The 26419-nt window shown below is 39.4% G+C and carries 23 protein-coding genes and 1 pseudogene; 17 read left to right on the top strand and 7 right to left on the bottom strand.

Going from position 1 to position 26419, the window contains the following annotated elements; all coding sequences use genetic code 11:
• The first annotated feature begins 388 nt into the window (after window positions 1-388).
• Both MPH60_RS11935 and MPH60_RS11930 read left to right on the top strand, forming a co-directional pair.
• Window positions 389-1309 carry a patatin-like phospholipase family protein gene (locus MPH60_RS11935; RefSeq protein ID WP_241588883.1) on the top strand — a complete coding sequence of 307 codons (921 nt, stop codon included), beginning with the start codon at window positions 389-391 and terminating at the stop codon, window positions 1307-1309.
• A 942-nt stretch (window positions 1310-2251) separates the two neighbouring features.
• Window positions 2252-2608, top strand: coding sequence for a hypothetical protein (locus MPH60_RS11930; protein WP_241588882.1), 357 nt, complete (start codon window positions 2252-2254; stop codon window positions 2606-2608).
• 851 nt (window positions 2609-3459) lie between these two features.
• Here MPH60_RS11930 and MPH60_RS11925 read toward each other — a convergent pair.
• The gene (locus MPH60_RS11925) at window positions 3460-3627 is read right to left on the bottom strand and encodes an aspartyl-phosphate phosphatase Spo0E family protein (protein ID WP_241589046.1); all 168 of its coding nucleotides are present in this window, start codon (window positions 3625-3627) and stop codon (window positions 3460-3462) included.
• Window positions 3628-4172: 545 nt separating this feature from the next.
• Here MPH60_RS11925 and MPH60_RS11920 point away from each other — a divergent pair.
• The 12 genes from MPH60_RS11920 to MPH60_RS11865 all read left to right on the top strand — a co-directional run bounded on the left by MPH60_RS11920 (window position 4173) and on the right by MPH60_RS11865 (window position 17974).
• Window positions 4173-5915 carry an alkaline phosphatase D family protein gene (locus MPH60_RS11920; protein WP_272492772.1) on the top strand — a complete coding sequence of 581 codons (1743 nt, stop codon included), beginning with the start codon at window positions 4173-4175 and terminating at the stop codon, window positions 5913-5915.
• Between the two features lie 70 nt (window positions 5916-5985).
• On the top strand, window positions 5986-6198 hold the full coding sequence (locus MPH60_RS11915; protein ID WP_241588881.1) for a twin-arginine translocase TatA/TatE family subunit: 213 nt from the start codon (window positions 5986-5988) through the stop codon (window positions 6196-6198).
• A 114-nt stretch (window positions 6199-6312) separates the two neighbouring features.
• Entirely contained in the window at window positions 6313-7047 is a 735-nt protein-coding gene (gene tatC, locus MPH60_RS11910) for a twin-arginine translocase subunit TatC (protein WP_241588880.1), read from the top strand.
• 583 nt (window positions 7048-7630) lie between these two features.
• Window positions 7631-8263: a YitT family protein gene (locus MPH60_RS11905; RefSeq protein ID WP_241588879.1), complete on the top strand. Its 633-nt coding sequence runs from the start codon at window positions 7631-7633 to the stop codon at window positions 8261-8263.
• A 375-nt stretch (window positions 8264-8638) separates the two neighbouring features.
• Window positions 8639-10051, top strand: coding sequence for an amino acid permease (locus tag MPH60_RS11900; protein WP_241588878.1), 1413 nt, complete (start codon window positions 8639-8641; stop codon window positions 10049-10051).
• Window positions 10052-10216: 165 nt separating this feature from the next.
• Window positions 10217-10666: a hypothetical protein gene (locus MPH60_RS11895; RefSeq protein ID WP_241615828.1), complete on the top strand. Its 450-nt coding sequence runs from the start codon at window positions 10217-10219 to the stop codon at window positions 10664-10666.
• A 71-nt stretch (window positions 10667-10737) separates the two neighbouring features.
• Window positions 10738-11568 (top strand): phosphonoacetaldehyde hydrolase, encoded by an 831-nt coding sequence (gene phnX, locus MPH60_RS11890; RefSeq protein ID WP_241588876.1) that lies wholly within the window; start codon window positions 10738-10740, stop codon window positions 11566-11568.
• A 173-nt stretch (window positions 11569-11741) separates the two neighbouring features.
• Entirely contained in the window at window positions 11742-13505 is a 1764-nt protein-coding gene (gene xsc / locus MPH60_RS11885; RefSeq protein WP_241588875.1) for a sulfoacetaldehyde acetyltransferase, read from the top strand.
• 145 nt (window positions 13506-13650) lie between these two features.
• Window positions 13651-15003, top strand: a complete 1353-nt coding sequence (locus MPH60_RS11880) for an aminotransferase (protein ID WP_241589044.1) — start codon at window positions 13651-13653, stop codon at window positions 15001-15003.
• 146 nt (window positions 15004-15149) lie between these two features.
• Window positions 15150-15899, top strand: coding sequence for a PIG-L family deacetylase (locus MPH60_RS11875; RefSeq protein WP_241588874.1), 750 nt, complete (start codon window positions 15150-15152; stop codon window positions 15897-15899).
• 44 nt (window positions 15900-15943) lie between these two features.
• On the top strand, window positions 15944-16996 hold the full coding sequence (locus MPH60_RS11870) for a YeiH family protein (protein WP_241588873.1): 1053 nt from the start codon (window positions 15944-15946) through the stop codon (window positions 16994-16996).
• 270 nt (window positions 16997-17266) lie between these two features.
• Window positions 17267-17974: a GntR family transcriptional regulator gene (locus MPH60_RS11865; RefSeq protein WP_101221797.1), complete on the top strand. Its 708-nt coding sequence runs from the start codon at window positions 17267-17269 to the stop codon at window positions 17972-17974.
• Between the two features lie 160 nt (window positions 17975-18134).
• On the opposite strand, the gene MPH60_RS11860 is transcribed toward MPH60_RS11865, so the two are convergent.
• Window positions 18135-18659 (bottom strand): divergent PAP2 family protein, encoded by a 525-nt coding sequence (locus MPH60_RS11860; protein WP_241588872.1) that lies wholly within the window; start codon window positions 18657-18659, stop codon window positions 18135-18137.
• 330 nt (window positions 18660-18989) lie between these two features.
• Between MPH60_RS11860 and MPH60_RS11855 the strand changes: the two genes are divergently transcribed.
• Complete coding sequence (locus tag MPH60_RS11855) at window positions 18990-19343, top strand: hypothetical protein (RefSeq protein WP_405390602.1); 354 nt, start codon at window positions 18990-18992, stop codon at window positions 19341-19343.
• Between the two features lie 29 nt (window positions 19344-19372).
• Window positions 19373-20641, top strand: coding sequence for an erythromycin esterase family protein (locus tag MPH60_RS11850; protein WP_241588870.1), 1269 nt, complete (start codon window positions 19373-19375; stop codon window positions 20639-20641).
• Between the two features lie 403 nt (window positions 20642-21044).
• Here the strand turns inward: MPH60_RS11850 and MPH60_RS11845 are convergent.
• Both MPH60_RS11845 and MPH60_RS11840 read right to left on the bottom strand, forming a co-directional pair.
• Window positions 21045-21152, bottom strand: a pseudogene (locus MPH60_RS11845) (YitT family protein); the annotation flags it as partial.
• Window positions 21153-21218: 66 nt separating this feature from the next.
• Complete coding sequence (locus MPH60_RS11840) at window positions 21219-21656, bottom strand: GNAT family N-acetyltransferase (protein ID WP_241588869.1); 438 nt, start codon at window positions 21654-21656, stop codon at window positions 21219-21221.
• 123 nt (window positions 21657-21779) lie between these two features.
• On the opposite strand from MPH60_RS11840, the gene MPH60_RS11835 reads away from it, so the two are divergent.
• Window positions 21780-22232: a MarR family winged helix-turn-helix transcriptional regulator gene (locus MPH60_RS11835; RefSeq protein WP_241588868.1), complete on the top strand. Its 453-nt coding sequence runs from the start codon at window positions 21780-21782 to the stop codon at window positions 22230-22232.
• Window positions 22233-22333: 101 nt separating this feature from the next.
• Here the strand turns inward: MPH60_RS11835 and MPH60_RS11830 are convergent, their stop codons facing one another.
• From MPH60_RS11830 to MPH60_RS11820, 3 genes are read right to left on the bottom strand one after another with little or no spacing between them, the layout of a single operon-like run.
• On the bottom strand, window positions 22334-24193 hold the full coding sequence (locus MPH60_RS11830; RefSeq protein WP_241588867.1) for an ABC transporter ATP-binding protein: 1860 nt from the start codon (window positions 24191-24193) through the stop codon (window positions 22334-22336).
• Complete coding sequence (locus MPH60_RS11825) at window positions 24190-25914, bottom strand: ABC transporter ATP-binding protein (protein WP_241588866.1); 1725 nt, start codon at window positions 25912-25914, stop codon at window positions 24190-24192. The genes MPH60_RS11830 and MPH60_RS11825 overlap by 4 nt, the downstream gene beginning before the upstream one ends.
• Window positions 25911-26390 carry a MarR family winged helix-turn-helix transcriptional regulator gene (locus tag MPH60_RS11820; RefSeq protein WP_241588865.1) on the bottom strand — a complete coding sequence of 160 codons (480 nt, stop codon included), beginning with the start codon at window positions 26388-26390 and terminating at the stop codon, window positions 25911-25913. Before MPH60_RS11820 ends, MPH60_RS11825 begins: the two co-directional genes overlap by 4 nt.
• Between the last annotated feature and the right edge of the window lie 29 nt (window positions 26391-26419).

The following is a 26419-nucleotide window of genomic DNA, read 5'->3' as shown; positions in this document are numbered from 1 at the left end:
GAATCCACAGACATGAAGTGATGACAAAGGTGATAAAAAATAAAAAGGAAAAATGGATGAATATGCAACCAATTGCCAATCAGGGATGGAAAGCGTAATCAGAGATTAGAAGTGCAGTTATTCATGCGAAAACCTGAAAAGCTGGCAAGGTCAAAGAACATGATATTACAGAAGTAGTGTGACAGATTGAAAAACACAACCATGAGACACTTGATACTGTTAGCGAATTAATTTGGTATAAAAATAGAACCATCATTAATTCCAATCTTCGATAGCTGGCAGTTATATTCTGACGGGGCTGATTTTTGATTTTTAGGAGTGTGAAAATTCGCTTTATTTGAAATTGTTGTTACTAATTATAATAACTCTTATCGAGAGGTGGTAAAAAATGAAAGCAGATGCCGTTTTTGAAGGTGGGGGGGTCAGGGGAATTGCTTTTATTGGAGCGATTCAAGCAATGGAAGAGGAAAAAGTAGAATGGGAAAGACTTGCTGGGACATCAGCAGGAGCAGTAATCGCAGCTCTTTTGGCTAGTGGCTATAAAAGCCATGAAATTAGAGAACGATATAGTGAAATCAACTACTCAAAGATGCGGGGCAGGACAATTCTAAATCGAATTCCCATTTTGGGCTCCTTTTTGGAACTTATGGTTCATCTTGGGATTTTCAAAAACGACTATTTGGAAAAATGGGTGGATTCCCTTCTTTCAGAAAAAGGGATTAGGACATTCGCGGATCTTCCAAATGGAAAGTTGAAGATCATTGCGTCTGATGTTTCGAATGGTCAGATGCTTATTTTGCCAGATGATTTGGAACGGTATGGGATGTCTCCTGCTGATTTAAAAGTTTCAACTGCCGTAATGATGAGTGCCTCTCTGCCATTTTTCTTCCGTCCGGTTATTTGGAAATCAAAAGACCGGAAAAAATCCTACATTTTAGATGGTGGTTTGCTTAGTAACTTCCCAATATGGATTTTTGATACAGACAATCCTCGCTTTCCAACATTCGGATTCCATTTTGTGAAAGATGAAGTTAACATAGATCCGGTGATACCAACACCAATCCACCTTTTCAAAAATATATTTAAAACGATGCTTCAAGCCCATGATTTACGACATATGAACGAAGAAACGATTGAACGCACGGTTCAAATTCCTACTGGAGGCATCAACGCAACGGACTTTGAACTGAATGAGGATGAAATCGACTTTCTCTATAAATCAGGCTATACTTCTGCAAAAGAATTTTTGTCTGAGTGGGATTTTGAACAATATAAGCTCAAACGGATGCAAAGAGTAAAAAATAAGTAAGAGAATCATTACGCTATCGTTTCAAAAGGGTGAAATAGGGGGACAAGGAGCTGTTACAACGGCTCTTTTTCTTATTGAAAGAACGAATAAATCGTTTTACATGGGGCATAATTGTCTTGAGCTTTTTAAAAGCAATAAGCGTAATATCGAAATCATAAAATATTAATATAATATATTAATTTTGATATTGCTTAACAAATATTATAAAAGCATTTAAATGTATGAGGAAATGAGACTTTTAAAAATTAATAGAAGACATAATAAATAGTATCTTTTACGACGTCTATGTGAACCATTCAAAGAATTGACCGAACATAAAAAACTACTTCTTTCGAAAAAAATCTTGACCGAGACTTATTCCAAGTTTGAATGAAGTCATAAAATCCCACAGCTTATAAAAGAGGTAACGATAATTTGGATAATGATTCTTCAGACCCTTATTTTTTGTATTTTTTTATAAAAATAAAATAAATGTAGTTATATTTTCATGAAAATGTTAATATAAAATGGTATATAATACCTAGATATGGGAATGAGAGGATTTTATAAACAGATATAGAAATCGGAATTGTTCCCGCCTCAGCCTTCAGCCTCTACTTAGAAACTGAAATAGCTCCTATTTATAGAACCTACAAAAATACCGGTGTAAATGAAGCCAAAAATCTAATTTTTGCATATATGATGAAAAAGATTCCTGAAAAATTGACAGATAGTGTATTCGCTAATTGGCTTTTTGTAAAGTTAAATAGCTGGTCCAAAATTAGTCCAACTTACGTGGGTTTTTAGGTATCAAGTTCATATAGCACTGCAGAAAAGAAAAGAAATTATCATGCGACAGTGGTTCATTATGGCTAAAGTAATTACACATCACCCAAATCAGTTCAATATTTCCAATGTAATTACTGGTTTGGGAAATAATAAATCGAGGAAATGGGGAATAAGATGAATTTGAAAATATTATTGAGAATAGGTATCTTTTTATTATTTTCTTTTCTTATGATTTTTGATTATTTCCCTCATCTCGTTCTCAAAGACATTCCTAAAACTGCACTGACAATTGGAATGATCTCATTTGCGGTTGTCTATATTGTCATTAATCGAAAGACTGAAAAAGATTGTGAAAATGCATTAATTGGAGAGGCAGTATTTATTTTTTATATGTTAGTGCTAATAGGAGTATTAACGGTATTGGGCGGAAAATCTACTGTAGGAATCTCTTTGAATAATCCAATGTTATGGTTTGTTTTTTTATTGACAATAGTTGATATGACCGTAAGATATAGGAAAATGAATGCTTAGAAAACGCTAGACTTATGAAATTGGGGGAATTTCTCGACGAAAAAACAGCCAGTTTCATTTCCCCAGTTTCCCGACAGTTTTTCTGGTTACTGGTTTATATGTAAAGTTTTTGGTGAAGTGATCCGATGTTTCAATGCCGTATTTATTAATTCTTCCTCATTGTCTCTATTTTTTTATGTAGCAGTCCCATAGTGGTCAATGATAATCCCCTCAAAACCTAACTAGATCAATACTTCCTTTCTCTGAATACATATCTTTCACTAAATCATAAATGAAAGAGAAATCAATGGAAGCCTGAATTTTACGAACCAAACGTTCGCAGGCACGAGTTGATCCAAAGTAATCATTCCAGTTGATCTCGCTGAATAGAATCATGTTTATAAAGCAAACTCATCATCTCAAGTTTTAATATATCTATTTTAAAACAAAAAAGACTGTAGGCAAAAGGAGTATTATACAAATTTTTAAACATAGTTGATTGGAGCGGGTGTGCGAGACTCCTGCGGGAATAACGAGTCCAAGGGAAACCCCACAGGCGCAAGTGCGCCGGCGGACCGCCCACGGAAAGCGAGTGCCCTAATACGTTCCAATCAACGTCCAAATTTGTACAATCAAAAAAAATTGTAGACAAATTCTCGATTTTGTTTACAGTCTGAGGCATCCACTGATCTTGGATGCTTTTTAATTAGGAAGAGTGATGATGTTAACAATTAACTAATGATTTAGCGGGTATTACATAAAAATTAGACCACGAGTCCAAAAAAAATATAAGAGGTAAGAGAAGCATGAACTAGACAGTGATGAATCCATGAAGTATTAGTAGAAAAATCAATCAGGCTTCATTCAGCTTTTTAGACATATTCTAAATCATTTGGTTCTTTTTCATTTGTAAGTAAATTCAACAGTTTATCAAGTTCCTGGCTTTTATGTAATGTTTTTGGGGCAGTAAATCCATAAATCAATCCGGTGGTTATTAGTTCTTTCCTCAATATCTCAATTTTTTCAAATATTGCTTCCATACTCTCCAATGCAGAATCCTCAAGTGCTTTCTTTTTTTTGTTATGAAACTATTATTACATAAATTAGGATGTTTTTATACAAAAAAAGTGAGTATTCACTTATATAAATATTGCTGAAGCATTATTTGTCCGATTTCAGAAAACTTTGATGATTTCTAAACCTTCCTTTGAATCAAGGTTTCCTTACTACGGTGGGTTCCAACCAAGTGATGTCGATCTTTCTTTTATTCCATTATTTCGCTGGCTTCTTTAGGCTTTTATAGTTTTTAAAGGTTTATTGTAAAAATAGCCCATAAAAGTTATTTGTAACGATTAAATAAATGATTCGTTAAGAGAACTAGGCTGAAAGACTGTCGTTATATGTAAATGTTTGTAGGTCTATGTAAATGGATGAGTGAATCAAAACTTTTTTTGTATTCAATAGGTGCCATTAGTCATGACTAAAAATTCCTAATTGGGAATTTATTGATTTACACATCTTCATACACCTTTAAAAATGGCCTTCTATACTTGAACCAGATTCAAATAATAGGAGGGAAAGATCAATGAATAATGAAAGAGCAATGGATGATTTAATTAAGAATTGGAGCGAATTAGGTAAGAATATGGACCGCCGAAATTTTATCCAGGGAGCAAGTAAGCTTGCCGGACTTTCATTAGGTCTTGCCCTTGCCCAATCAATGGGCGGGATTGAAGTGAATGCTGCCCCGAAATTCAGTGATTATCCATTTACTCTCGGTGTAGCTTCAGGTGATCCGCTCTCGGACAGTGTAGTTTTATGGACAAGGTTGGCACCTGACCCGTTGAATGGTGGAGGAATGCCAAAAGAAGCTATTTCCGTTAAATGGGAAGTGGCAAAGGATGAGAATTTCCGAAAGGTTGTCCAGCAAGGCAAGGAAATAGCCAGGCCGGAACTTGGCCACTCCGTTCATGTGGAAGTAAGCGGGTTAAAACCTGATAAGGTCTATTTTTACCGTTTTAAAAGCGGAGGGGAAGTAAGTCAGACTGGGAAAACGAAAACTCTTCCACCAGTAGGTTCAAGTGTTTCGAGCTTGTCATTCGCGTTTGTTTCATGCCAGCAATTTGAGCATGGTTATTATACGGCCTATAAACATTTGGCAAAAGAAGATCTGGATATTGTCTTCCACCTTGGCGATTATATATATGAATATGGACCAAATGAATATGTTTCTTCTACAGGTAATGTCCGTGTACATAGTGGTCCGGAGATCATCACGCTTGAGGATTATCGAAATAGATACGCACAATACCGCTCTGATACACATTTAAAGGCGGCACACGCAGCTTTCCCATGGGTCGTGACTTGGGATGATCATGAAGTTGAAAACAATTATGCAAATGTCATCCCGGAAAAAGGACAATCGGTAGAAGCATTCATCAAGAGAAGGGCTGCCGCCTATCAGGCTTATTATGAGCATATGCCCCTACGTAAATCATCTTTGCCTAAGGGGGCGGATATGCGGTTATACCGAAATTTCACATATGGCGACCTGGCCTCTTTCTTTGTATTGGATTCACGTCAATACAGGGATGATCAGGCAAACGGCGATGGAAGTTCACCGCAAACGCCTGAGTCACTTGATCCGAAACGGACATTGTTAGGTCCAGAGCAAGAACAGTGGCTAACTGACAATCTATCAAAATCAAAAACGAAGTGGAACGTTCTGCCTCAGCAGATTTTCTTTGCACAACGGAATTATGGAACACCAACCGCTCCCAAATTCAGCATGGATTCTTGGGATGGTTACCCAGCTGCACGCGATCGTTTAATTGATGTAATCAAAAGTAACAACCTGGAAAATCTGGTCGTGTTGACTGGTGATGTACATGCAAGCTGGGCAGCTAATTTAAAGGAGAATTTCGATGACCCAAATTCAAAGATTTTCGGTGTGGAGTTTGTCGGCACTTCCATCACATCTGGTGGAAATGGAGCGGATAAGCGTGCTGATACGGATAAAATACTAAGTCAGAATCCACATATAAAGTTCTTTAATGATTACCGGGGATATGTCCGATGCAAAGTAACACCAGAACAATGGAAGGCTGACTATCGTGTAGTCCCATTCGTGACAGAACCAGGTGCGGATATATCGACAAGAGCATCCTTTGTTTTTGATAAGGATCAAACAGGGCTGCGAAAGGTTGCATCAGCAGCGGTTATGGAAGGTGTACAAAAAACGAACGAAGTCGAGGAAGATCGGACACGGGCCCATAATCGCGCACATGAAAAGCAAAGAATGAAAAGTCAGGGGAAAGTGACTAATTGATAGGGAACCATTATGATGCTTGACAAGGATATAGCGAAGGAAAATGAGAAAATTAGAGGAGTGAATAAGAATGCTTTCAAATATAGGAATACCCGGTCTGGTGATTGTACTGGTGATTGCACTGATTATTTTTGGACCGTCCAAGCTGCCGGAAATCGGCCGTGCATTTGGCCGGACATTGTCCGAATTCAAAAGTGCAACAAAAGGTTTGGTGAATGATTCAGATAAAGAGGAAGAAAATGAGAATAAAGCTACGTTAAGAGCTGTTAAAAAAGAGGGATGAATTTAATGGGATAGAGCGGGCGGAAAGTCTCGCCTGCTTCTTTTCATGAGAAGGGTTCGAGGGAGAGTGCTATTTTGCAATAGTGCAAGAAATATCTAAAAAGGAGGAGTGAAGGTGGAAAGTAAGGATTTACACGTTATTGAACATATGGAGGAGCTCCGAAGCAGAATCATTAAAACACTGATAGGTTTTGTGGCTTTTTTCATAGTGAGTTTCATTTTCGTACAGGATATTTATGAACTGCTCATAAAGGATTTGGAAGGGAAGCTTGCCGTGCTCGGACCAAGTGAGATCCTGTGGGTATACATGATTATCGCCGCGGTTTGTGCAATAGCTGCAACGATTCCGCTAGCAGCCTATCAGTTATGGCGCTTTGTGGCTCCAGCTTTGAAACCGGAAGAGAGAAGAGTTACATTTCGGTTCATACCTGGGCTGTTCATTTTATTCATCACCGGTATCTCATTTGGATATTTTGTGTTGTTTCCAATCGTGCTGGGTTTCCTCACTTCCCTATCGGCCGGGCAGTTCGAAATGATGTTCACTGCGGAAAAGTATTTTCGGTTCATGATTAATTTGATCTTACCTTTTGGGATTTTATTCGAGATGCCGCTTGTGGTCATGTTCCTGACCAGATTAGGCATCATCAATCCCGCAGTGTTGAAAAAGTCACGTAAGATTTCTTATTTCTTCCTGGTCATAATCTCGATCCTGATTACGCCTCCAGATATAATTTCGGACATTTTGGTTATCGTCCCTTTGCTTGTGCTTTATGAAGTGAGTGTACAGCTGTCCAATATGGTTTACCGAAAAAGGCTTATGAAAGATGAGTCAGCATTACCTGTAACATGAAAATGATAATCACAACCTATTGAATGAAACATTTCTTAGGAAATAGTTAATGGAACACTAAAAAGTTGAGGGATATGTCCCCTCAACTTTTTTATTGCGGAATAATATTTGATGTGAATAAACGGGGGATTTTCTCTTGCATCTGTCTCCTTACAATAATGCTTTTCATATCTATTTTGTCAGATTTTTTGGGATGTCATCTTCGAATTATGTCCATTGAAGCGAGCATTATAAGATGCCTTCTCGATGTACTACCCTGTGGAATTTGTTTCATTCATTCAGATAAATTTGTACAGAAACTCTGCAATGTCTAAATGATTACGTGGTAAACAAGAAAATCCTCAACTTTTAAGGGGGATGTTTTATTTTGTTTATTAGAAGGAGAGAGGATTCTAGTTAGCGAATTATTCTAATCACTTGATCAAATATATGCATTCTTCGTAAAATCATCCAAAATATCGAAAGGGAAAAAGGTAGAATAAATTGGTGTAAGAGGTGAGTGTGTATCATATGGTTCAAGTATAAATATATATTTTAGGGGGGAAAGCCTTATCAAAAAATCAATATGGATGGTGAGAAGTTTATGAAGGATTTGATGAAAATTATTGCAGGAAACATTTCCATGACCTTTGCCTATGCTTATTTAATCGTTCCCAATGAAATTATCAATGGCGGGGTAACTAGCTCGGCATTATTATTGAATGCATTATCGGGTTATAACATTGCCATACTAGCCAACTTAGTAACAGGATTACTGTTATTCATTTGTTTAGTTTTTCTAGGGAGAGAATACTTTTTTAAGTCGATTGTAAGTTCCCTTAGCTATATGGTTTTTTTCAATTTTTTTTATTCATTGAACATTGATATTAATGTAAATATCGTTTTAGTGATTATCATTTCGTCGATTTTGATAGCGATAGGATATTATTTATGTATAACAGCAAATGCCTCCACTGTTGGCTTTGATGTGATTGCCTTAATTTTGCATCATAAAAATGAAAAAATTGATATCGCTGCGACAATCAGGATTATTAATCTTATCGTACTCATACTGGGCCTTCTTGTTTATGGGTTTACTTCGATTGTTAAGGGAATAGCGTTCACATTGTTTTTTTCATATCTTCTAAAGAAAATGCTGGATAGAAAACAGAAGGCCGTAAAGTCAGCAGTGGAAAGTGTGTTGAATGAAACTTCAAAGGTTAAAGAAGTAAAATGAAAGCATTGCCGACTAACTGGAGACCGTTTATTTTATTTAAAAATTTCCAATTTGTTATCTAAATATTCTGATTTTTAAATTGACTTTAAAAAAATCAGAGTGTATTATACACATAGAAAGTGGTACTAACATCATGACGTAATGATGTTATATCCGCTTTGACTTTCAAAATAGCCTTAAGGAAGGGGGAATAATGATATAGAATCTTAAGTTCATAGCGTCATCTCCTGTGTTGTTTTTTAAAATGCCATGTTTCCAAGTTCCCACTATCTTTGTGAAAGTGTAAAGGACAGGCAGTTGAAAAAGCCTTGTTTTTACATGCAAGTAGCGAGTGTTTTAGTTGATTTCCCAAAATATTGAAAGTTGGTGGAGGGTATGAAACATCAACAGGAAGAACTGAAACCAGGCCTGAAACAAAGACATTTAACGATGATATCCTTAAGTGGTGTCATAGGCGCTGGTTTATTTGTTGGAAGCGGTATCATTATTGGTCAAACGGGCCCCGGGGCGATATTATCATATGTTTTGGCAGGCTTGATCGTTGTTCTAGTCATGAGGATGCTTGGGGAAATGGCCACAGTTAATCCCAATACTGGATCTTTTGCCGTTTATGCAAGAGAGGGGATAGGTGAATGGGCCGGTTTTACAACAGGTTGGTTATATTGGTTCTTTTGGGTTATCGTCATTGCTTTGGAAGCAACAGCTGGAGCAGCAATCATACACAGCTGGCTTCCTTCCGTCCCCGTCTGGATCATAAGTCTATCATTGATCATCCTATTGAAAATGACGAATATTTTTTCCGTTAAATCGTTTGGTGAGTTCGAATACTGGTTTTCAATCATTAAAATAATCAGTATAATACTATTTTTGTGCCTGGGTGTGGCTGTGATATTAGGGCTTATCCCAACGATAAAACCACCTGGCGCTTCGAATCTTTTGAATTTTGGCGGTTTTGTTCCGAACGGGCTAAGTTCTGTGCTTGTTGGCGTCGCCATTGTTTTTCATGCATTTGTTGGAGTGGAGATTCCAGCGATTGCCGCGGGTGAGACCAGTGATCCGGTAAAATCAGTTAGAAGTGCATTGAATAGTGTCGTTTGGCGAATCCTGATTTTCTATATTGGGTCCATCGCGATACTAGTGACGCTATTACCCTGGAATTCGGCTTCTTTGCTGAAAAGTCCATTTGTTGCCGTCCTTGAATTGCTGGGTATCCCTTCTGCTGCCCTGATCATGAATATAGTGATTCTCATTGCGTTGCTATCCTGTTTGAATTCGGGATTATATACGAGTTCACGCATGTTATTTTCACTTGCACAAAAGGGCGACGCCCCAAAGGTATTTTCAAAAGTGAGCAAGAATGGCGTCCCTATATTTGCGGTAGTCGGCTCTACTTTATTTGCCTTTATCAGCACCATTTTCAGTTATGTTTCACCTGATAAAATCTTTTTCTTTTTAGTGAATTCCTCAGGTGGAGTCGGAATTCTTGTTTATCTGGCCATTGCGGTTTCCCATCTCCGATTAAGGAAGAGAATGGAGAAAGAGAATCCCGGAATTTTCAAGATCAAGATGTGGTTATTCCCATATTTGACTTATGCAACCATAATTTCCATGATTTCTGTGTTAGTATTAATGGCCTTTATTGATTCGCAGCGTCCTCAGTTTATCTTTACCATGCTATTTAGCTTGATCGTTATCTGTTCATTCTTTTTCATTCGAAGAAAAAAAGCGAAGTATTTGGAGAATGAATTAAATATTGTTTCTGGTTCCCCTAATTCTGAAAAGTTATAGTTTTGGCTCTATACCATTTTAAGGCAATTCTTCTTTTGCTTCTAAGGCACTCCTCAGACAGAATTCTTCAATCACTAATCAGCTAGAATATGAACCCATAGAAAAAGAGAGTTATGCCATTAAATGCTTGGTGCCATCTGTCTTTTAAATCATGAAGGAGGGATTATGTTGAATGGTTTCCGTGTAATGACTTATGGTGCTTTCCTTGGAGCCATATTGCTGTCTGGCTGCAACAATTCAGCTGAACCGGATGAGGCTCAACAAGAAAATAGTCCAGTCATGAATGAAAATCCGGATTCAAATACGAGTGAAACCCAGGTTATTAAAAAAGGTGTCGGCGATGTGATTCGATCCATAAAAGAATTGGATTCAGAAATAAGTATGGAGGCGGATTCAGAGAAAATTCAAGAATTGGGTAAAGAGGTCAGTACTACTTGGGATTCGATAGAAAAGCAAGTGGAAGATGAACACCCAAATTGGTATGAACGGATTGAGAAAAACCTTTATCCATTAATTGGGGAGTCAGGGAATCCGGATAAAGACCTTGAAAAGATTAAACGACTCTCTGAAGCTACTAAAAAAGATCTACAGTTATTTTTGGAAGAAGTTAACTGAATTGTCTCTATAGCCAGGTTTAGCATGTTTGGTGATTTTTGAGGAGGTAAGGATAAGGAGGGGAGCATAGATTGGAAAATGCGAAAGAATGCAAAGAGGTTCAGGCAGTCATATTCGATTGGGCAGGAACGACGGTGGATTATGGTTGTTTTGCGCCGGTCCAAGCATTTGTAGAGATATTCAGGATAAGGGGGATAGATATTACCATTAGGGAAGCAAGGGAACCTATGGGTTTATTGAAAATGGATCATATAATGGAACTCCTGAAAATGAAACGAATCTCCAATCTATGGATTGCTAAATTCGGGAAAGAACCGGACGAAAGAGATCTAAAATCATTATATAAGGACTTTGAGGCTTTGCTTTTTAAGGTTCTCAAGGAGAACGCCAAGCCAATACCAGGCGTTATTGAATTAGTCAGCCGATTAAGGCAGCAAGGAATAAAAATCGGTTCGACAACAGGGTATACTCGTGAAATGATTGATGTTGTTAAAGAAGAGGCGGAAAAATGGGGCTATCAACCAGATTCAATCATTGCGTCTTCCGAAGTGCCGACAGGAAGGCCTGCCCCTTGGATGTGCTTTAAGACGGCGATGAATCTCCAAGTGTATCCACTCAGCAAAATCGTTAAAGTCGGCGATACGATCAGTGACATCAAAGAAGGCATTTCTGCGGGAATGTGGACTGTTGCCGTATTGAAAGGCGGCAGTGAAATCGGCCTTTCAGAAGCAGAAATCAACGAAATGGACCCATATGATCTGCAAAAACGGATGAAGCATGCAGAAAATCGTTTTTGGAATGCAGGTGCCGATTTCGTAATTGATGAAATAGGTGATTTATTGGAGATCATCGATAGGATCAACTACAGATTGACAGAAAAAAAGGATATATTTATTGGTTAAATAAGATTCAAATACAGTATTTAGTGACTATGATGGTAAGATTATTTAATTAAATTCAAAATATTCAATTTATTGATTGACTGTTACGCCCAATGGTAGTATTATACATCTTATAACTGGTACGGACGTCGCAACGTCATTATCAGAAATAATATAATTAAGGAGAATGTGCTATGGTCGAAACAAAAATGTTAAGAGGTACGAAAGTTAAAATGACACCAAGTGAAGCCATCGTTGAGACATTAGTGGCCGAGGGAGTTAAACATATCTCGGGAATTCTGGGATCTGCTTTCATGGATATGCTTGATTTATTGCCAACTGCAGGCATTCGTTTCATTGGTGTCCGCCATGAACAAAGTGCAGCACATATGGAAGATGCCTATTGTCGTGTCTCCGGGGTTGCAGGAGTTGTCATCGGGCAAAACGGACCTGGAATGACGAATATGGTCACCTCTGTTGCAGCGGCCAATCAAGCTCATACTCCAATGGTGGTCATATCACCTTCAGCTGGTACACCAACGGTTGGATGGGATGGATTCCAAGAATGTGATCAGGTTTCCATCTTCAAGGCCATCACGAAAGAAACGGTTAGAGTGACACATCCAGGCCGGGTCGCTGATTGCCTCAGGACAGCATTTCGGATTGCCTATGCCGAGAGAGGACCGGTTTTATTCGATATCCCCCGTGATTACTTCTATGGTGAAGTGGAAGATCAAATCCTTCAACCACATCAATATCGCGTAGATGAACGGGGCTGCGGATCTTCTGAATCCTTGGATAGAGCGGCAGAAATTTTAGCTGAGGCTGAGTATCCTGTCATCATTTCCGGTAGGGGAACGGTCGATTCAGATGGCATCGAGGAAATAAAGAATATTGCAGAATATTTAACAGCTCCGGTAGCTGTATCCTATATGCATAATGATGCCTTTCCTGCAGATCATCCATTATCAGTCGGCCCGATCGGTTACATGGGTTCAAAGGCTGCCATGAATACCCTAAAGAAAGCAGACGTCATATTGGCGGTCGGTACAAGATTATCGGTTTTTGGAACGTTACCATGCTATGACATTGATTATTTCCCTAAAGATGCACAAATCATTCAAATAGATATTAATCCAAGGCAAATAGCGAGGACACACCCTGTGGAAGTTGGGATCATCGGAGATGCCCGTGAAGCGAGCCATGAAATCCTGAAACGGTTGAAGGCTAGTAAACCTAACCTGAAACAAGAAAAAAAGCGGATGGTCGAAGTAACGAATGAAAAACAAAAATGGGAAGAAGAATTGGTGAAACTTGCGATGGTCGATGGAACACCGATCAATCCACGTCGGGCACTTCTGGAATTGACTAAAGTTTTGCCTGAAAATGCCATCGTTACTACAGATATCGGTAATGTATCGTCAACTGCAAACGCTTACTTAAAATTCAATCAAAGCCGCAGGCATATCGCTGCGCTTACATTCGGGAACACGGGATTTGCTTATCCATCTGCACTTGGTGCCAAGTTAGCTGAACCGAATACACCTGTTTTAGCCATTGTTGGAGATGGCGCGTGGGGCATGAGCTTACATGAAGTGAGTACGGCCGTTGAAGAAAACATACCGGTCATAGCATGTGTCTTCAATAATAATGCATGGTGTGCAGAGAAAAAGAATCAGGTCGATTTTTATAATAACCGTTTTGTAGGGGCGGATATCCAAAATCCTGATTTCGCAGAAGTTGCCCGATCAATGGGTGCTGTTGGTATCAGAGTCGAAAAAGCTGACGAGTTAGGGGCTGTCATTGAAGAAGCAATAAAATCAAATAAACCGACTGTCATTGATATACAAGTCGATGGAACACAATTGGCACCGCCATTCAGAAAAGATGCATTAAAAATGCCTACTAGATTATTAGAAAAATATTCTCATTTAGATCATAAAAACTGGGATAAATAATGGTAAGAAATAGAGTGATATGACAGGTGCGATGACTTGAATTTTGGGTCATTGCACCATCACCCATTCGCTCTATAAAGGTCTGTAACAACATGGGAAAACTTAATTGCATTCGATGAATAATAAGGGGGTTTCAAAAGTGAAGATGGAGACTGAAACGAAAGACCTTGTTCAAATGGATAAAGACCATTTATGGCATGCGATGCATCGCTATAATGAAAAGGATGCTCCCATGATGGCTACAGAAGGATCCGGCTCATGGTTCACAGATGCTAAAGGGGATAAATATTTAGATGGGGTTTCCGGTTTATGGTGCTTGAACCTGGGTCACGGAAGAAAAGAGATTGCCCAGGCAGCCTATGAACAAATGGTTAACTTATCTTACTTCCCTTTAACATTAAGCCATAAGCCGGCAATCGAATTATCTGCAAAAATAAGTGAGCATTTAAAGGGCTCCTATACAACGTTTTTTACGAACAGCGGCTCTGAGGCGAATGAGACAGCGTTTAAAATAGCCAGGCAATATCATTCACAAAATGGCAATCAGGGTAAATACAAATTCATCTCTAGGTACAGAGCTTATCATGGCAATACTTTTGGCGCGCTAAGTGCGACCGCACAGGCAAACCGGAGAGTGAAATATGATCCGGCGGTTCCCGGTTTCCTGCATGTGCCACCGCCGTACAGCTATCGAAGCCCGTTTGGGGAAAACGTTCAAAACTCCGATTTGCTTGCAGCTGAATATATCGATCAGGTCATTAATTTTGAAGGAGCTGAAACGGTAGCTGGTGTTATTCTTGAACCATTTATCTCTGGTGGCGGGGTCCTTATTCCTTCAAAAGAATACTTAACGAGGGTTTCGGAAATCTGTAAGAAGCATGATGTTCTTTTAATTGTGGATGAAGTGGTTTCCGGTTTTGGAAGAACCGGTAAAATGTTTGGATTCATGCACTCTGATCGAGTTCAACCGGATATTGTAACAATGGCAAAGGGTTTGACCAGCGGTTATCTTCCACTTGGAGCAACGGCAGTAAATTCGAGAATTTATGAGAAATTCAAAGAGAACGGAAATTTAAATCATTTCAGGCATGTGTCAACATATGGGGGCCACCCTGCATCTTGCGCAGTTGCCCTGAAGAACATTGAAATCTTGGAAAATGAAAAAATCGTTCAGCGAGTATCTGAACTTAGTGAATCTACATTAAGTGAGCTAGTAGAATTGACAGCCCTTGATAAAGTAGGGGAAGTTCGGGGCGTAGGATTTTTATATGGCATTGAATTAGTGGAAGATAAAAAGACAAAAAAGCCAGTTTCCGATGAGTTCATGGGTAAAATAATCGGGGTCTGCAAGGAAAAGGGTCTTATTATCGGCCGTAATGGTGATACAGTTCCTGGATATGGAAACGTATTGATCATTGCACCGCCTTTATCTTCGACCGTTGAAGATTTACGCTTTGTCATAGAAACGGTTAAATCCGTTTTATATGAATTATGCTAACCAAATAGATGATTGTGCTTTAGGACTAAATAATAGACGAAAAATGAAGATGGGCATGATTTGTCTAACCGTTATGACATCCATGTCCATTTTTTCATGGAGGATCTAGCAACGGGGAAATTGGGGAATCCGAAGCAGGAGGAAATATGCAATCAAAACATAGGTTATTGGTGGTTCTTGCACATCCCGATGATGAGTCATTCCTGTGTGGCGGAACCATTGCCAAAATGTCTGAGCGAGGTGTTCATATTACATTACTTTGTGCGACTAAAGGCGAAATGGGCAGGCGCGTGGGAAATCCCGTTTTTACAACAAGGGAGGCATTGCCTGGACTAAGGGTAAAGGAGTTAAAAAACGCTTGTGAAGAATTGGGGATCAGCGACCTGCGATTTTTAAACGTAAGGGATAAAACGATTGAATTTGAGGACTTCGATTTATTGGCGGAGAGAATCGTAAAGGTGATTCGTGAAGTTCAGCCGGATGCATTAGTAACATTCCATAAGAAATATGGGGGGCATCCAGACCATTGTGCGATTGGCCGTGCTGCCGAATTTGCTTTTCTAAAATCCGGTGATCCCGAATTTTATCCAGATCCAGTATTTTCAGCTTTTGGGGTTCATAGTCTGTACTTTGTCCTTTGGCATGCTTTTTATGATGAATGGTTTAAGGAAAACGGGCTGAGCAGTATCATGGAAGTGGATATAGCAGGGACTTTACAGAAAAAAATCCGTGCCTTAAAGGCCCATCGCTCCCAGACTCTAGCCGTTCCTGAATTGTGGGGCAATCAAAATCCAAGCTTGCCTTTTTTAAAGGAATCCGAGTATTTTATCAAAGGGAATTCACCTACTTATATAGAAGAAACCGATTTTTTTCAAACGATTGAAAGGATGGGATGATACGTAGTTTGGGCTTAAGTTGTCTGGAAAGGGGGAAGGAATGTATGGAATTAGAAAAATATGAGCCACTGGAAGAAATACCTCAGGTGCAGCAAAAACCGCTTCAAAATAAGGTACTTTTGTGGCTGAGCGGTATCGCTTTCACCTTTTTTATTGCCCTCTTAGGCTTGGGGCTGTCCAAGATTTCGGGATTCAATCGAATCGGCCCTCTTGCATGCTCGATCATCATTGCCGTGATGTATCGTCAAATTGCGGGATATCCAGAAAAGTTCCGGACGGGAATTGAATTTTCCGCAAAAAAACTTTTGCGTTTTGCCATTATTTTATACGGGTTGAAATTAAATATCGATGTGATTTTCAATCAAGGACTGCCATTGTTGGTACGTGACATAGGAACAGTAACATTTGCCATAGTAGTGATGGTCCTGATTGCAAAGTGGATAAAGGCAGACGCTTCCATTTCCCTTCTTCTTGCTGTAGGAACCGGGATATGCGGAGCAGCAGCCATCGCGGCCATATCTCCAATCGTGAAAGCGAAGGAAGAGGATACAGCCATAGGCGTTGGGATAATCGCTTTAATGGGAACACTTTTCTCGATTATATATACCCTTTTACGTCCGATCCTTCCGCTTTCTGATTTGGACTATGGAATCTGGTCTGGGATCAGCCTTCATGAAATCGCCCATGTTGCATTGGCAGGAGCACCGGCTGGTGAAGATGCGCTAGCGATTGCACTACTCGCAAAATTGGGGCGTGTCTTTTTACTTATCCCATTATGTTTCATTTTTATGTATTGGATGAAAAAACGCACGTCCGGGAAAATGGGTCATGATGCCAAAATTGATTTTCCATGGTTCCTCGTTGGTTTTATAATCATGAGTCTAATTGGAAGCTATGTGTTTGGAACGTATATCACGGTGTCTCCTCTCGTAATGGATGGCATTTCGAAAACGACTACATTTATATTGACAATGGCCATGATTGGTCTTGGACTGAATGTAAGCCTGCAGGCACTGCGTACAAAAGCCATGCGTCCTCTTTTAGCCATGACCATTACCTCTTTGCTGCTTTCCATCATCTCGTACTTTATCGTTTAATATGTAAGCTTTCCATTGTTGTCCCAGTTAGATATGCCTGAAAATGTGATGAATAATGCATTTGGATAAGCCCTGAATATATTAATCTATTCAGGTTTTTTTTATTCATTCGAAGAAAACGTTTTTGGAAATGCAGGATTGCAAATATGAGGAAAGCCTAATTTAAGGAAAAAATTAAGTGTTGACATGTTTGAATATTATAACTACTTGGTTTACAATAAAAGAACTGATACGAACATTACGATGTCTTTTCTGTTTGGAGGAAATTTTATGGAGTTAGACTTTAAAAATCCAATCCCTTTACATGCTCAATTGAAAACCATATTGGAAAATCAGATTTTGGAAGGCTATTATAAAGATAAAATCCCTAGTGAAAGGGAACTCATGGATATGTATTCAGTCAGCAGGAGTACTGTACGGGAAGCCGTATCCATCCTGGTTCGTGAGGGAATATTGGAGAAGAGGCATGGGAAGGGAACGTTCGTTTCCCTTAAACCTGTACAAGAATGGCTTAAGATGATAAGTTTCACTGAAACCACTAAAAGCATGGGCATTAAATTACTAGATCATGGCCGCGTAATGACACCTGAAAATATTGCTGATGCAAATGGGTTCGAAGATGAGTCTTACCATATTAAAAGGCTGCGGTTGCAGGGGGATGTCCCAATAGCCATAGAATTGCATTATTATTCTTTGGACCTAGGAAAAAAATTGACGAAATTCGATTTAAGTACAACCGTATTGTATGATGCACTCGAAGGTGATCTAAACATTGACTTTTGTGAAGCGGAACAAATCATAACCTGCGGCTTTCCAACAAAAGAAGATGCAGAACATTTAGGTATAGCGGAAACGATGTGCTTGTTGATTACAGAACGAATGATTTTTGATTCTGATGGTAATTTAGTAGAGTATTACAAAGGACTATTCCGATCGGACATGTACTCATTCGCAATGAAAATGTCCCGGAAGAATTGATTTTGGGGGACATGAAATAACCTAAGCCTTTCTAAGAAGCAGAGAGGCTTAGGTTATTTTAAACATACCAGTATATACAATGATCCTGCTTTAATGGAGAGTTATAACATAGGCATGTTTTAATATAATCTATTGTTATGATCAAATTATATATGTTACTTCAAGATCTAGAATATTTAGGCTTGCCCAATATTTTCAGCCGTTTGTTTTTGGAGGGCTTGCCATCCTCCATTTTAGCCGAGATAAGCCCAAGTGCCACTCCAAGCAACGCACCTGCTCCCACTTCCACAGGCTGATGTCCGAGGAGTTCATTCAATTCCTTCTCACGCTCCACAAATTCAAAGCTCGGAAACTCTCCCGAAAATTTCGCCATATTATCTTCAAGGTCATTCACAAGCTTAGCAATTTCGCCTGTATGGCGCCGAATCCCCTGAGCATCATACATCACAATCACGCCAAACACTGTCGCAAGCGCTGTTTCCGTATGCAGCCAGCCTTTATTCGCTGCCACATAGGATGCCAGTGCGGCTACACCGGCAGAGTGCGAACTAGGCATTCCGCCCGTTGTGAAAGCCTGCTTCAAGTCCCACTTTCCCGTCAGTTTATAATGCGTTAAAATTTTTAGCCCTTGCGCAATGCCGATTGCCGACAGCGCCGTTAAAATTCCCCGATTCATCTTTTCCATGAGCAACTCCTCCACTCGGCTCCAGACCAGTCCAACCCAATCCAGTTTTTTATCTTCCCTCTTTTGATACCCCAATAATAATTTTTATATGCAGCAGTTCCATGATTATCGGCATTTAATAATAGCCTGCCAAATGAAACATAATGATACTTTTTGCTGTGTCGTGTCCAGTGCATGCTTAATATCCGACCTAGGGTTTCTGGATTGCTTTTTTCTGGGAAGGTCACCATTTAATAATAATATTTATAGGATGGGTCACTTAAGGAAAATATAAAACGGAAGATTATTAACAGGTGTTAAGGTGGCAATGGGATGAACAAGATCAAGGATATGAATCCGGAAGAGTTAAAAAAGATCATGGCGATAACAGAGCGAATGTCTTTCACAAAAAACTTCAGGTCTGCTACTGCTGAAGAATGGTTTGTTTTCATTCCCGGCTATAATGATCCAGATACTGGAGGAGCCGCTGGCAAGGCTATCGTTCACTACAATCTATATGGAAACAAAGATATGTTCATTAACACGACGGTTATTCTGGATGACCCTGTTTTATTTGAGGTGGAAAACTTTCAGCTGGTTTACTCTATTTGTGATGAACTTATAAATCGTCTAGTGGGATACGCCGATACTTTACTGTCCGTACACGCAGGTTCGAATTCTTACAATGCTGAGTACAAACGATAATGTTCGTAAGAGAACAAGGAGGAAAAACAGTGCATCATAATCTGGTTCAGTCAATAATCGAACAATCAGTCATGCTTACAAGTGAAGCAGATTGGGATAAGCTAGTTCAACAAGTCAATAATTCCAAATTCGTTTTGCTGGGTGAGGCATCACATGGAACATCCGAGTTTTATACGGCACGAGTTGAAATAACAAAAAAACTGATTCAAGAAAAAGGGTTCACCTTTGTAGCCGTTGAAGGCGATTGGCCCGCATGCCAGGCAATCAATAGGTATGTTAAAGGCTATGACCTAGTGACTAAATCGGCAAGGGATGTGCTTAAAAGTTTTAACCGCTGGCCGACCTGGATGTGGGCAAACGAGGAAATGATCGACCTGATTGAATGGATGAAAGAATACAATGAGTCCGGACAAAATCAAACGAAAGTTGGATTTTATGGGATAGATATCTATAGTCTTTGGGAATCCATGGATGAAGTCATCCATTACTTAAAACAAATTGATTCACCTGACCTCGAGGCTGCCAGACAGGCGTTCACATGTTTTGAGCCATTCAATCGGAATAATGAGGAGTACGCAGTTTCAGCAGGCATTTTTTCAGAGAACTGTATAGAGGAGGTTGCTAAATTACTGACGACTATTCAACGAAAAAAAGAAAAATACCCTCATCATGAAGAATTGAATTTGAACCTTCAAGTGAATGCGTTGGTAGCGTATAATGCAGAAAATTATTACAGGACGATGGTGGTTCATGATGATAAATCGTGGAATATTCGAGATATGCATATGGTGGATGCACTTAATGAAATTATGGATTTTTACGGTTCAAAAGGCAAGGCGATTGTATGGGAACATAATACCCATGTTGGCGATGCTAGCGCTACAGATATGAGAGATTCGGGGATGATTAACGTCGGCCAGGTCATTCGTGAACAAAACCCAACTGAAGATGTATTTATCACTGGTTTCGGGACCTATAGGGGAACTGTTATTGCAGCAGATGAATGGGGCAGGGATTTTGAAATAAAAACAGTACCTCCGGCTATGAATGGAAGTTGGGAGGAGGCTATGCACCTTTCAGGCGCGTATGATAAGTTGCTCATCTTCACCGATGAAAATCGTCAGCTATTCCAAGAGAAAATTGGACATCGGGCTATCGGGGTTGTTTATCGACCGGAATATGAACAATACGGAAACTATGTACCTTCTGTAATGTCAGATAGATATGATGCTTTTGTTTACATTGATGAAACTCAGGCCCTTCATCCGCTTGTTCATGAGAAATCACCCGTTATGTAATAAAGAAAAAGCCGTATATAACATTTCGTGTTATATACGGCTTCTTCTTTTTGTTCGTGCTTATTCTTAATGCTACCCAATGGTGGAGATATTATCGCCGACGGAAACCGAATTTATTGGTTTGATCGTTTCTATTTTTATTTGAGACTAATGAAAATCTAATGAATCGCTACGTGCAAAGCGCGTTCAGGGGAGACCTCGCAGGCGCAAAGACGCCGAGGAGGCTCCCGGACCGCCCGCGGAAAGCGAGTGCCCTACGTTCCAATCAACGTTTAAATTATACAATCCCCTAAAAAAATCCATTTTCATCGAGTTTGTCTACAGTCTGAAACCATTCTATAAGATTGGTTTTTATCTTGATATTTATTTACGTATGGACTGGTTTCTTATATAAACTGCCCATTTATATTATGAAGTAATTAAGAATCTGGCTTCCTAAACAGACGGTTAATAAAGTTCCAGTATCTATTGGTCCGCTGAAAGTGATTGTCAAAACCAAGAAGAAAAGATAATGAATGTTTTTTAAATATAGAGTGTATTCCATTCCAGTTTGTTATACTCTCATTTAGCACACTTTTCATTCATTAATTCTTTTTATCATTAAAAGATGTGGGCCGCCATCTTCCATAAAGACATCGGATGAAGTATGATAGCCGAGTTTTTTGTAAAAACCCTCTGCCTGTGTTTGCCCATGTAATTTAACCTGGGATATTTCCTTTTTCTTTGCGATTTCTTCCAACGTGTTAATGATTATTTTTCCAAGACCAAATTTACGGTAAGGCTCTAAGATGCAAATTCTCTCCAATTTACCTAAACCATCAACAACTCTTAACCTGCCAGTTCCGACTGGTTTTTCATTATAATAGACTAATATGTGTTCAGATAAAGCATTAAGTGTATCGTATTCATCAAATTCACTTTCTAAAGGGAAGCCTTGTTCCTCGACAAATACTTCTTTTCTGATTTGAAAGGCTGCTTTTAAATCACTTTCTGTAGTTATTCTCTTTGAATCCAATGATCTTCATCCCTTTTCTAGATTTATTCAGTAAGACAAGTCATAATATATGTATAACTTTTTTATAGTATATACGAAATAATTTTTGTTGTAAATACAACAATAAAGTCAGGGGCTTTTTGAATGAAGGAAATACTCCGTGAAATTGGAATGATAGCAAGGGCATTGGACTCTATAAGTAATATCGAATTTAAAGAATTTGACCTAACAAAAGGGCAATATTTGTATCTTGTTCGAATATGTGAAAATCCAGGAATCATTCAGGAAAAGTTAGCAGAAATGATTAAGGTTGACCGGACGACAGCAGCTCGGGCCATTAAAAAACTTGAAATTCAAGGTTTTATTGAAAAGAAAAATGATGAGGAAAACAGAAAAATTAAAAAGTTATATGCAACTGATAAAGGTGATAAGGTCTATCCCTTTTTGAAAAAAGAAGGAGAGTATACCGACAAGGTTGCATTATCGGGATTTTCTTCGGAAGAAACGGAAATGATGCTTCTTCTTCTTCAAAGGGTCAGAAAAAATATTGAGGTAGATTGGGAATTTGTGAAAAAGGGCAATAAAAGGGGATATTGATACAGCTTATAAGTTATTACAGATTCATGATTGGAAAGGTATTGGAAAAGAATTTTATAAAGAGAGGCTCAATTTCTATTGGAAATTGAGCCTCTTTCTTATTATCCCGCTACATTTTCAGTGAACTGACTATTGTATAGCTCTGCATAGAAACCATTCTCCCTTAAAAGGTCTGAATGCGTTCCCTTCTCTATCACTTTTCCTTGATCCATAACAAGAATCAAATCTGCATCTTTAATTGTTGAGAGACGATGGGCAATGACAAAGCTAGTTCGTCCTTCCATCAGTCGGTTCATGGCCTTTTGGATAAAAACTTCTGTCCGAGTGTCCACACTAGACGTCGCTTCATCCAATATCATGATTGATGGATCTGCTAGAACAGCTCGGGCGATTGTCAAAAGCTGCTTTTGGCCTTGCGAGATGTTCGAAGCTTCTTCGTTTAAGATTGTCTCATAACCATCTGGCAGTGTCCGAATGAAATGGTCGGCATGTGCCGTTCGAGCAGCTGCAAAAATTTCTTCATCAGTTGCTCCATCTTTGCCATAAGCGATATTTTCTTTAATCGTACCATTAAAGAGCCAGGTATCTTGTAGTACCATACCAAAATTCATTCGAAGATCATTCCGTGACATATTCCGTGTATCAAGACCATCAATATTAATCTTTCCGCCATTGAGTTCATAAAATCTCATCAAAAGATTTATCATGGTCGTTTTTCCAGCACCAGTCGGTCCAACAATTGCGACCGTCTGTCCAGGCAAGACATCGATGTTCATATCTTCAATTAACATTTCTTCCCCATATCCAAAGTCCACATGTTCAAAAGAGACAGCACCTTTTGCCCTTTTTATATTAGCTGTTGTTTGTTCTTTCATTTCCTCTTCTTCATCAAGTAGTTCAAAAACACGCTCAGCGGCTGCAACCGTCGACTGAATAATGTTAGCGATGTTAGCCGTTTGTGTAATTGGCTGGGTGAACTGCTTTGAATATGTGATGAATGCTTGAATATCACCAATTGAAATCGAACGTTGCGTTACCAATATTCCGCCGACAACGCTGATGAGGACATAGCTTAAATTTCCGATAAAGAACATTATCGGCATGATGATCCCCGATATAAACTGGGCTTTGCTTCCCGCTTTATACAGTTCTTCATTAACCTCAGTAAATTGGTCACTCGCCTTTTTTTCATGTCCGAATGCTTTAACGACCTGATGGCCGGTATACATCTCTTCAATGTGCCCATTTAATTGTCCGAGCTTACGCTGTTGATCTGCAAAATATTTTTGTGATCTTTTTAAAATAGGCCGGATTGCAAATATTGACAAAGGTAAGCTGACTATCGAGATTAATGTCAATAACGGGCTTATCGAAAGCATCATGATGATAATCCCTAAAATCGTTACAATTGATGTGATGAACTGCGTTAAGCTTTGCTGAAGGGTGCTCCCGATTGTATCAATATCATTTGTCATTCGGCTAAGTGTTTCTCCGTTTGGACGTCCTTCAAAATATTTGAGTGGAAGTTTCTCGAGCTTGTCGTTCACATCTTCTCGAAGATCATATACCGTGTCTTGTGCAACACTTGACATAATGTATTGCTGTACATAGTTGAAAAGGCTGCTTAAAGCATAAAGTCCGGCAAGGAGTAGAAGGATCTGGCCAATTTTATCAAAGTTAATAGCTGCTCCTGGTATACCCTGGAGTTTTCCGTAAGCTCCTTCGAATAATTCTGTAATTGCATTTCCCATGATCTTTGGTCCTACAATCATAAAAATCGTACTCATGATTGCAGCGAAGAACACGGCAATCAATTTGTTGCGCCGAGGTTTTAAATAGGTCAATAGTCGTTTTAGTGTTCCTTTAAAATCTTTTGCTTTTTGACCCATCATCATCATGTTACCGCCACCAGGACCATGCCCAACCTGACCGCCGCCTTGAGGTCTTTTTTGATTACTCATGCAATTTCCTCCTCTGTGAGCTGTGATAAGGCGATTTCACGGTAAATGTCATTTGTACTAAGCAACTCTTGGTGTGTTCCCATACCTACAATTTTGCCTTCGTCTAACACAATGATTCGGTCAGCGTCCACAACCGTACTGACACGCTGTGCAACAAGTAATACCGTCGAATTTTTCGTTTCATCTTTCAGGGCTGCGCGAAGGTTGGCATCCGTCTTGAAGTCAAGTGCAGAAAAACTATCGTCGAATATATAAATATCGGGTTTCCGAATGAGTGCCCGTGCAATCGAAAGCCGTTGTTTTTGCCCTCCTGATAGGTTAGAACCGCCTTGATCGATTTCTGCCTCATAGCCGTCTTTCATTTTGCTGATAAAATCCTCAGCTTGCGCGATCCGGGCCGCATGCTCAACTTCATCTTGTGTGGCTGTTTGTTTTCCAAAGCGAATGTTTTCAGCGATTGTACCTGTAAAGAGGAAGGCCTTTTGTGGTACAAAGCCAATTCTTGAGCGAACTTCAGCTTGTGATGACTTACGAATATCAACACCATTGACGCGAATCGTTCCACTTGAAATATCATAGAAGCGAGGGATCAAATTGACGAGCGTCGTTTTCCCTGAACCTGTTCCTCCGATTATTGCTGTGATTTCACCAGGACTTGCAGAAAAACTAATATCCGATAATGCATGTTCTTCTGCTCCCGGGTAACTGAACGTCACATGTTCGAATTCAAGTGTACCGTGTTCACGATCTGCCTTTTCTGTTCCCTCATCTAGGAATGAAGGTTTCATGTCAAGGACTTCGTTTATCCTTGTTGCCGACACGGCCGCTCGTGGAACCATAACGAACATCATGGATGCCATAACGAGAGCGAACATAATTTGCATAACATATTGGATAAATGCCATTAAGTCCCCGATTTGCATACCGCCGTTATCAATACGAACTCCACCAAACCAAATGATACCAACAACCGTCAAATTCATTACAAGCATCATTACAGGCATCATGAAGGCCATGATTTTATTGACTTTGATCGAGACATCAGTCAATTCTTTATTCGCTTTCTTAAGTCGTTCTTTCTCTTGTGTTTCACGATTGAAGGCACGAATGACGCGAATACCAGTTAAATTTTCTCGTAATACAAGGTTCAACCGGTCTAATCGTTTTTGCACCGTTTGAAAGAGAGGCACACCTTTATATAGAATAAGTAAGATCGACCCAATCAATAAAGGCATTGTCACAACAATGACAAGGGATAATTTTGCATCCATGGATACAGCCATGATCACTCCGCCGATTAACATGATAGGCGCACTGATAACCATACGAAGCATCATGATAACCACTTGCTGGACTTGTGTTATATCATTGGTCGTCCGTGTAATCAATGAGGCCGTACCGACTTCATCAAATTCTTGTAACGAAAATTTTTCAACATGATTAAAGACTCTCAGGCGGAGATCGCGTCCCATACCCATTGCCGCTTTGGACGAATAGTAGCTTGCGATTATGGATGCAAAAGCTCCAAGTGCGGAAACCAACAGCATCAAACCACCGATTTTCCAAATATAAGGAGTGTCTCCTCGAACGACGCCTTTGTCAATAATATCGGCCATTAGTGTAGGCAGAAACAGGTCGGACATGGACTGAATAAAAACTAGACCGATAACTGCTGAAATAATCCACTTATAAACGGATAAATTTTTCAGTATTTTTATCATTTTGTACACTCTCCCTGTTCGGTAGCTTGTGCATCTAAAAAGTTTGTAATTTGAAGATGCCTTTCTAGCAACTCTTCAAACTGTTCTTCAGTAAGCATTTCGATGGCCGCTTGAAAGACTTGGTGAATGCTTCCTTCGTGAAAATGAATCGTTTTTAATAAATCTCTCCCCTGATCTGTTATTGACAACTGAATCTCACGCCGATTGCCCTCCACATGCTCACGATGGAGCATGCCTGCGCGAACGAGTCCATCGACTGCTTGGCTCAAGGTGCTTTTTGGAAGAAATGTTTTCTCTCCGACATTTTTTTGAGTGGTCTCTTTGTAAAGGGTAATAGTCATCAAAATGGAATATTGAGGAACTGTTAATCCATTTTCTGCGGCAGTCTTTTGAACAAACCTCATTATATTTTTCTGCACGTTCCAAAATGAACGCAATAGTTGTACGGAACGCATTAGTTGCTTTTCATTCTCCACCCAGCTTCACCATTCTTTCTGTTTTGAAC

It is taken from the genome of Peribacillus sp. Aquil_B1 (genome assembly GCF_022603275.1).
Lineage (GTDB): Bacteria > Bacillota > Bacilli > Bacillales > DSM-1321 > Peribacillus.
The sequence above is the reverse complement of the archived record's forward strand: the minus strand, read 5'-3'. Positions and strand labels throughout refer to the sequence as shown.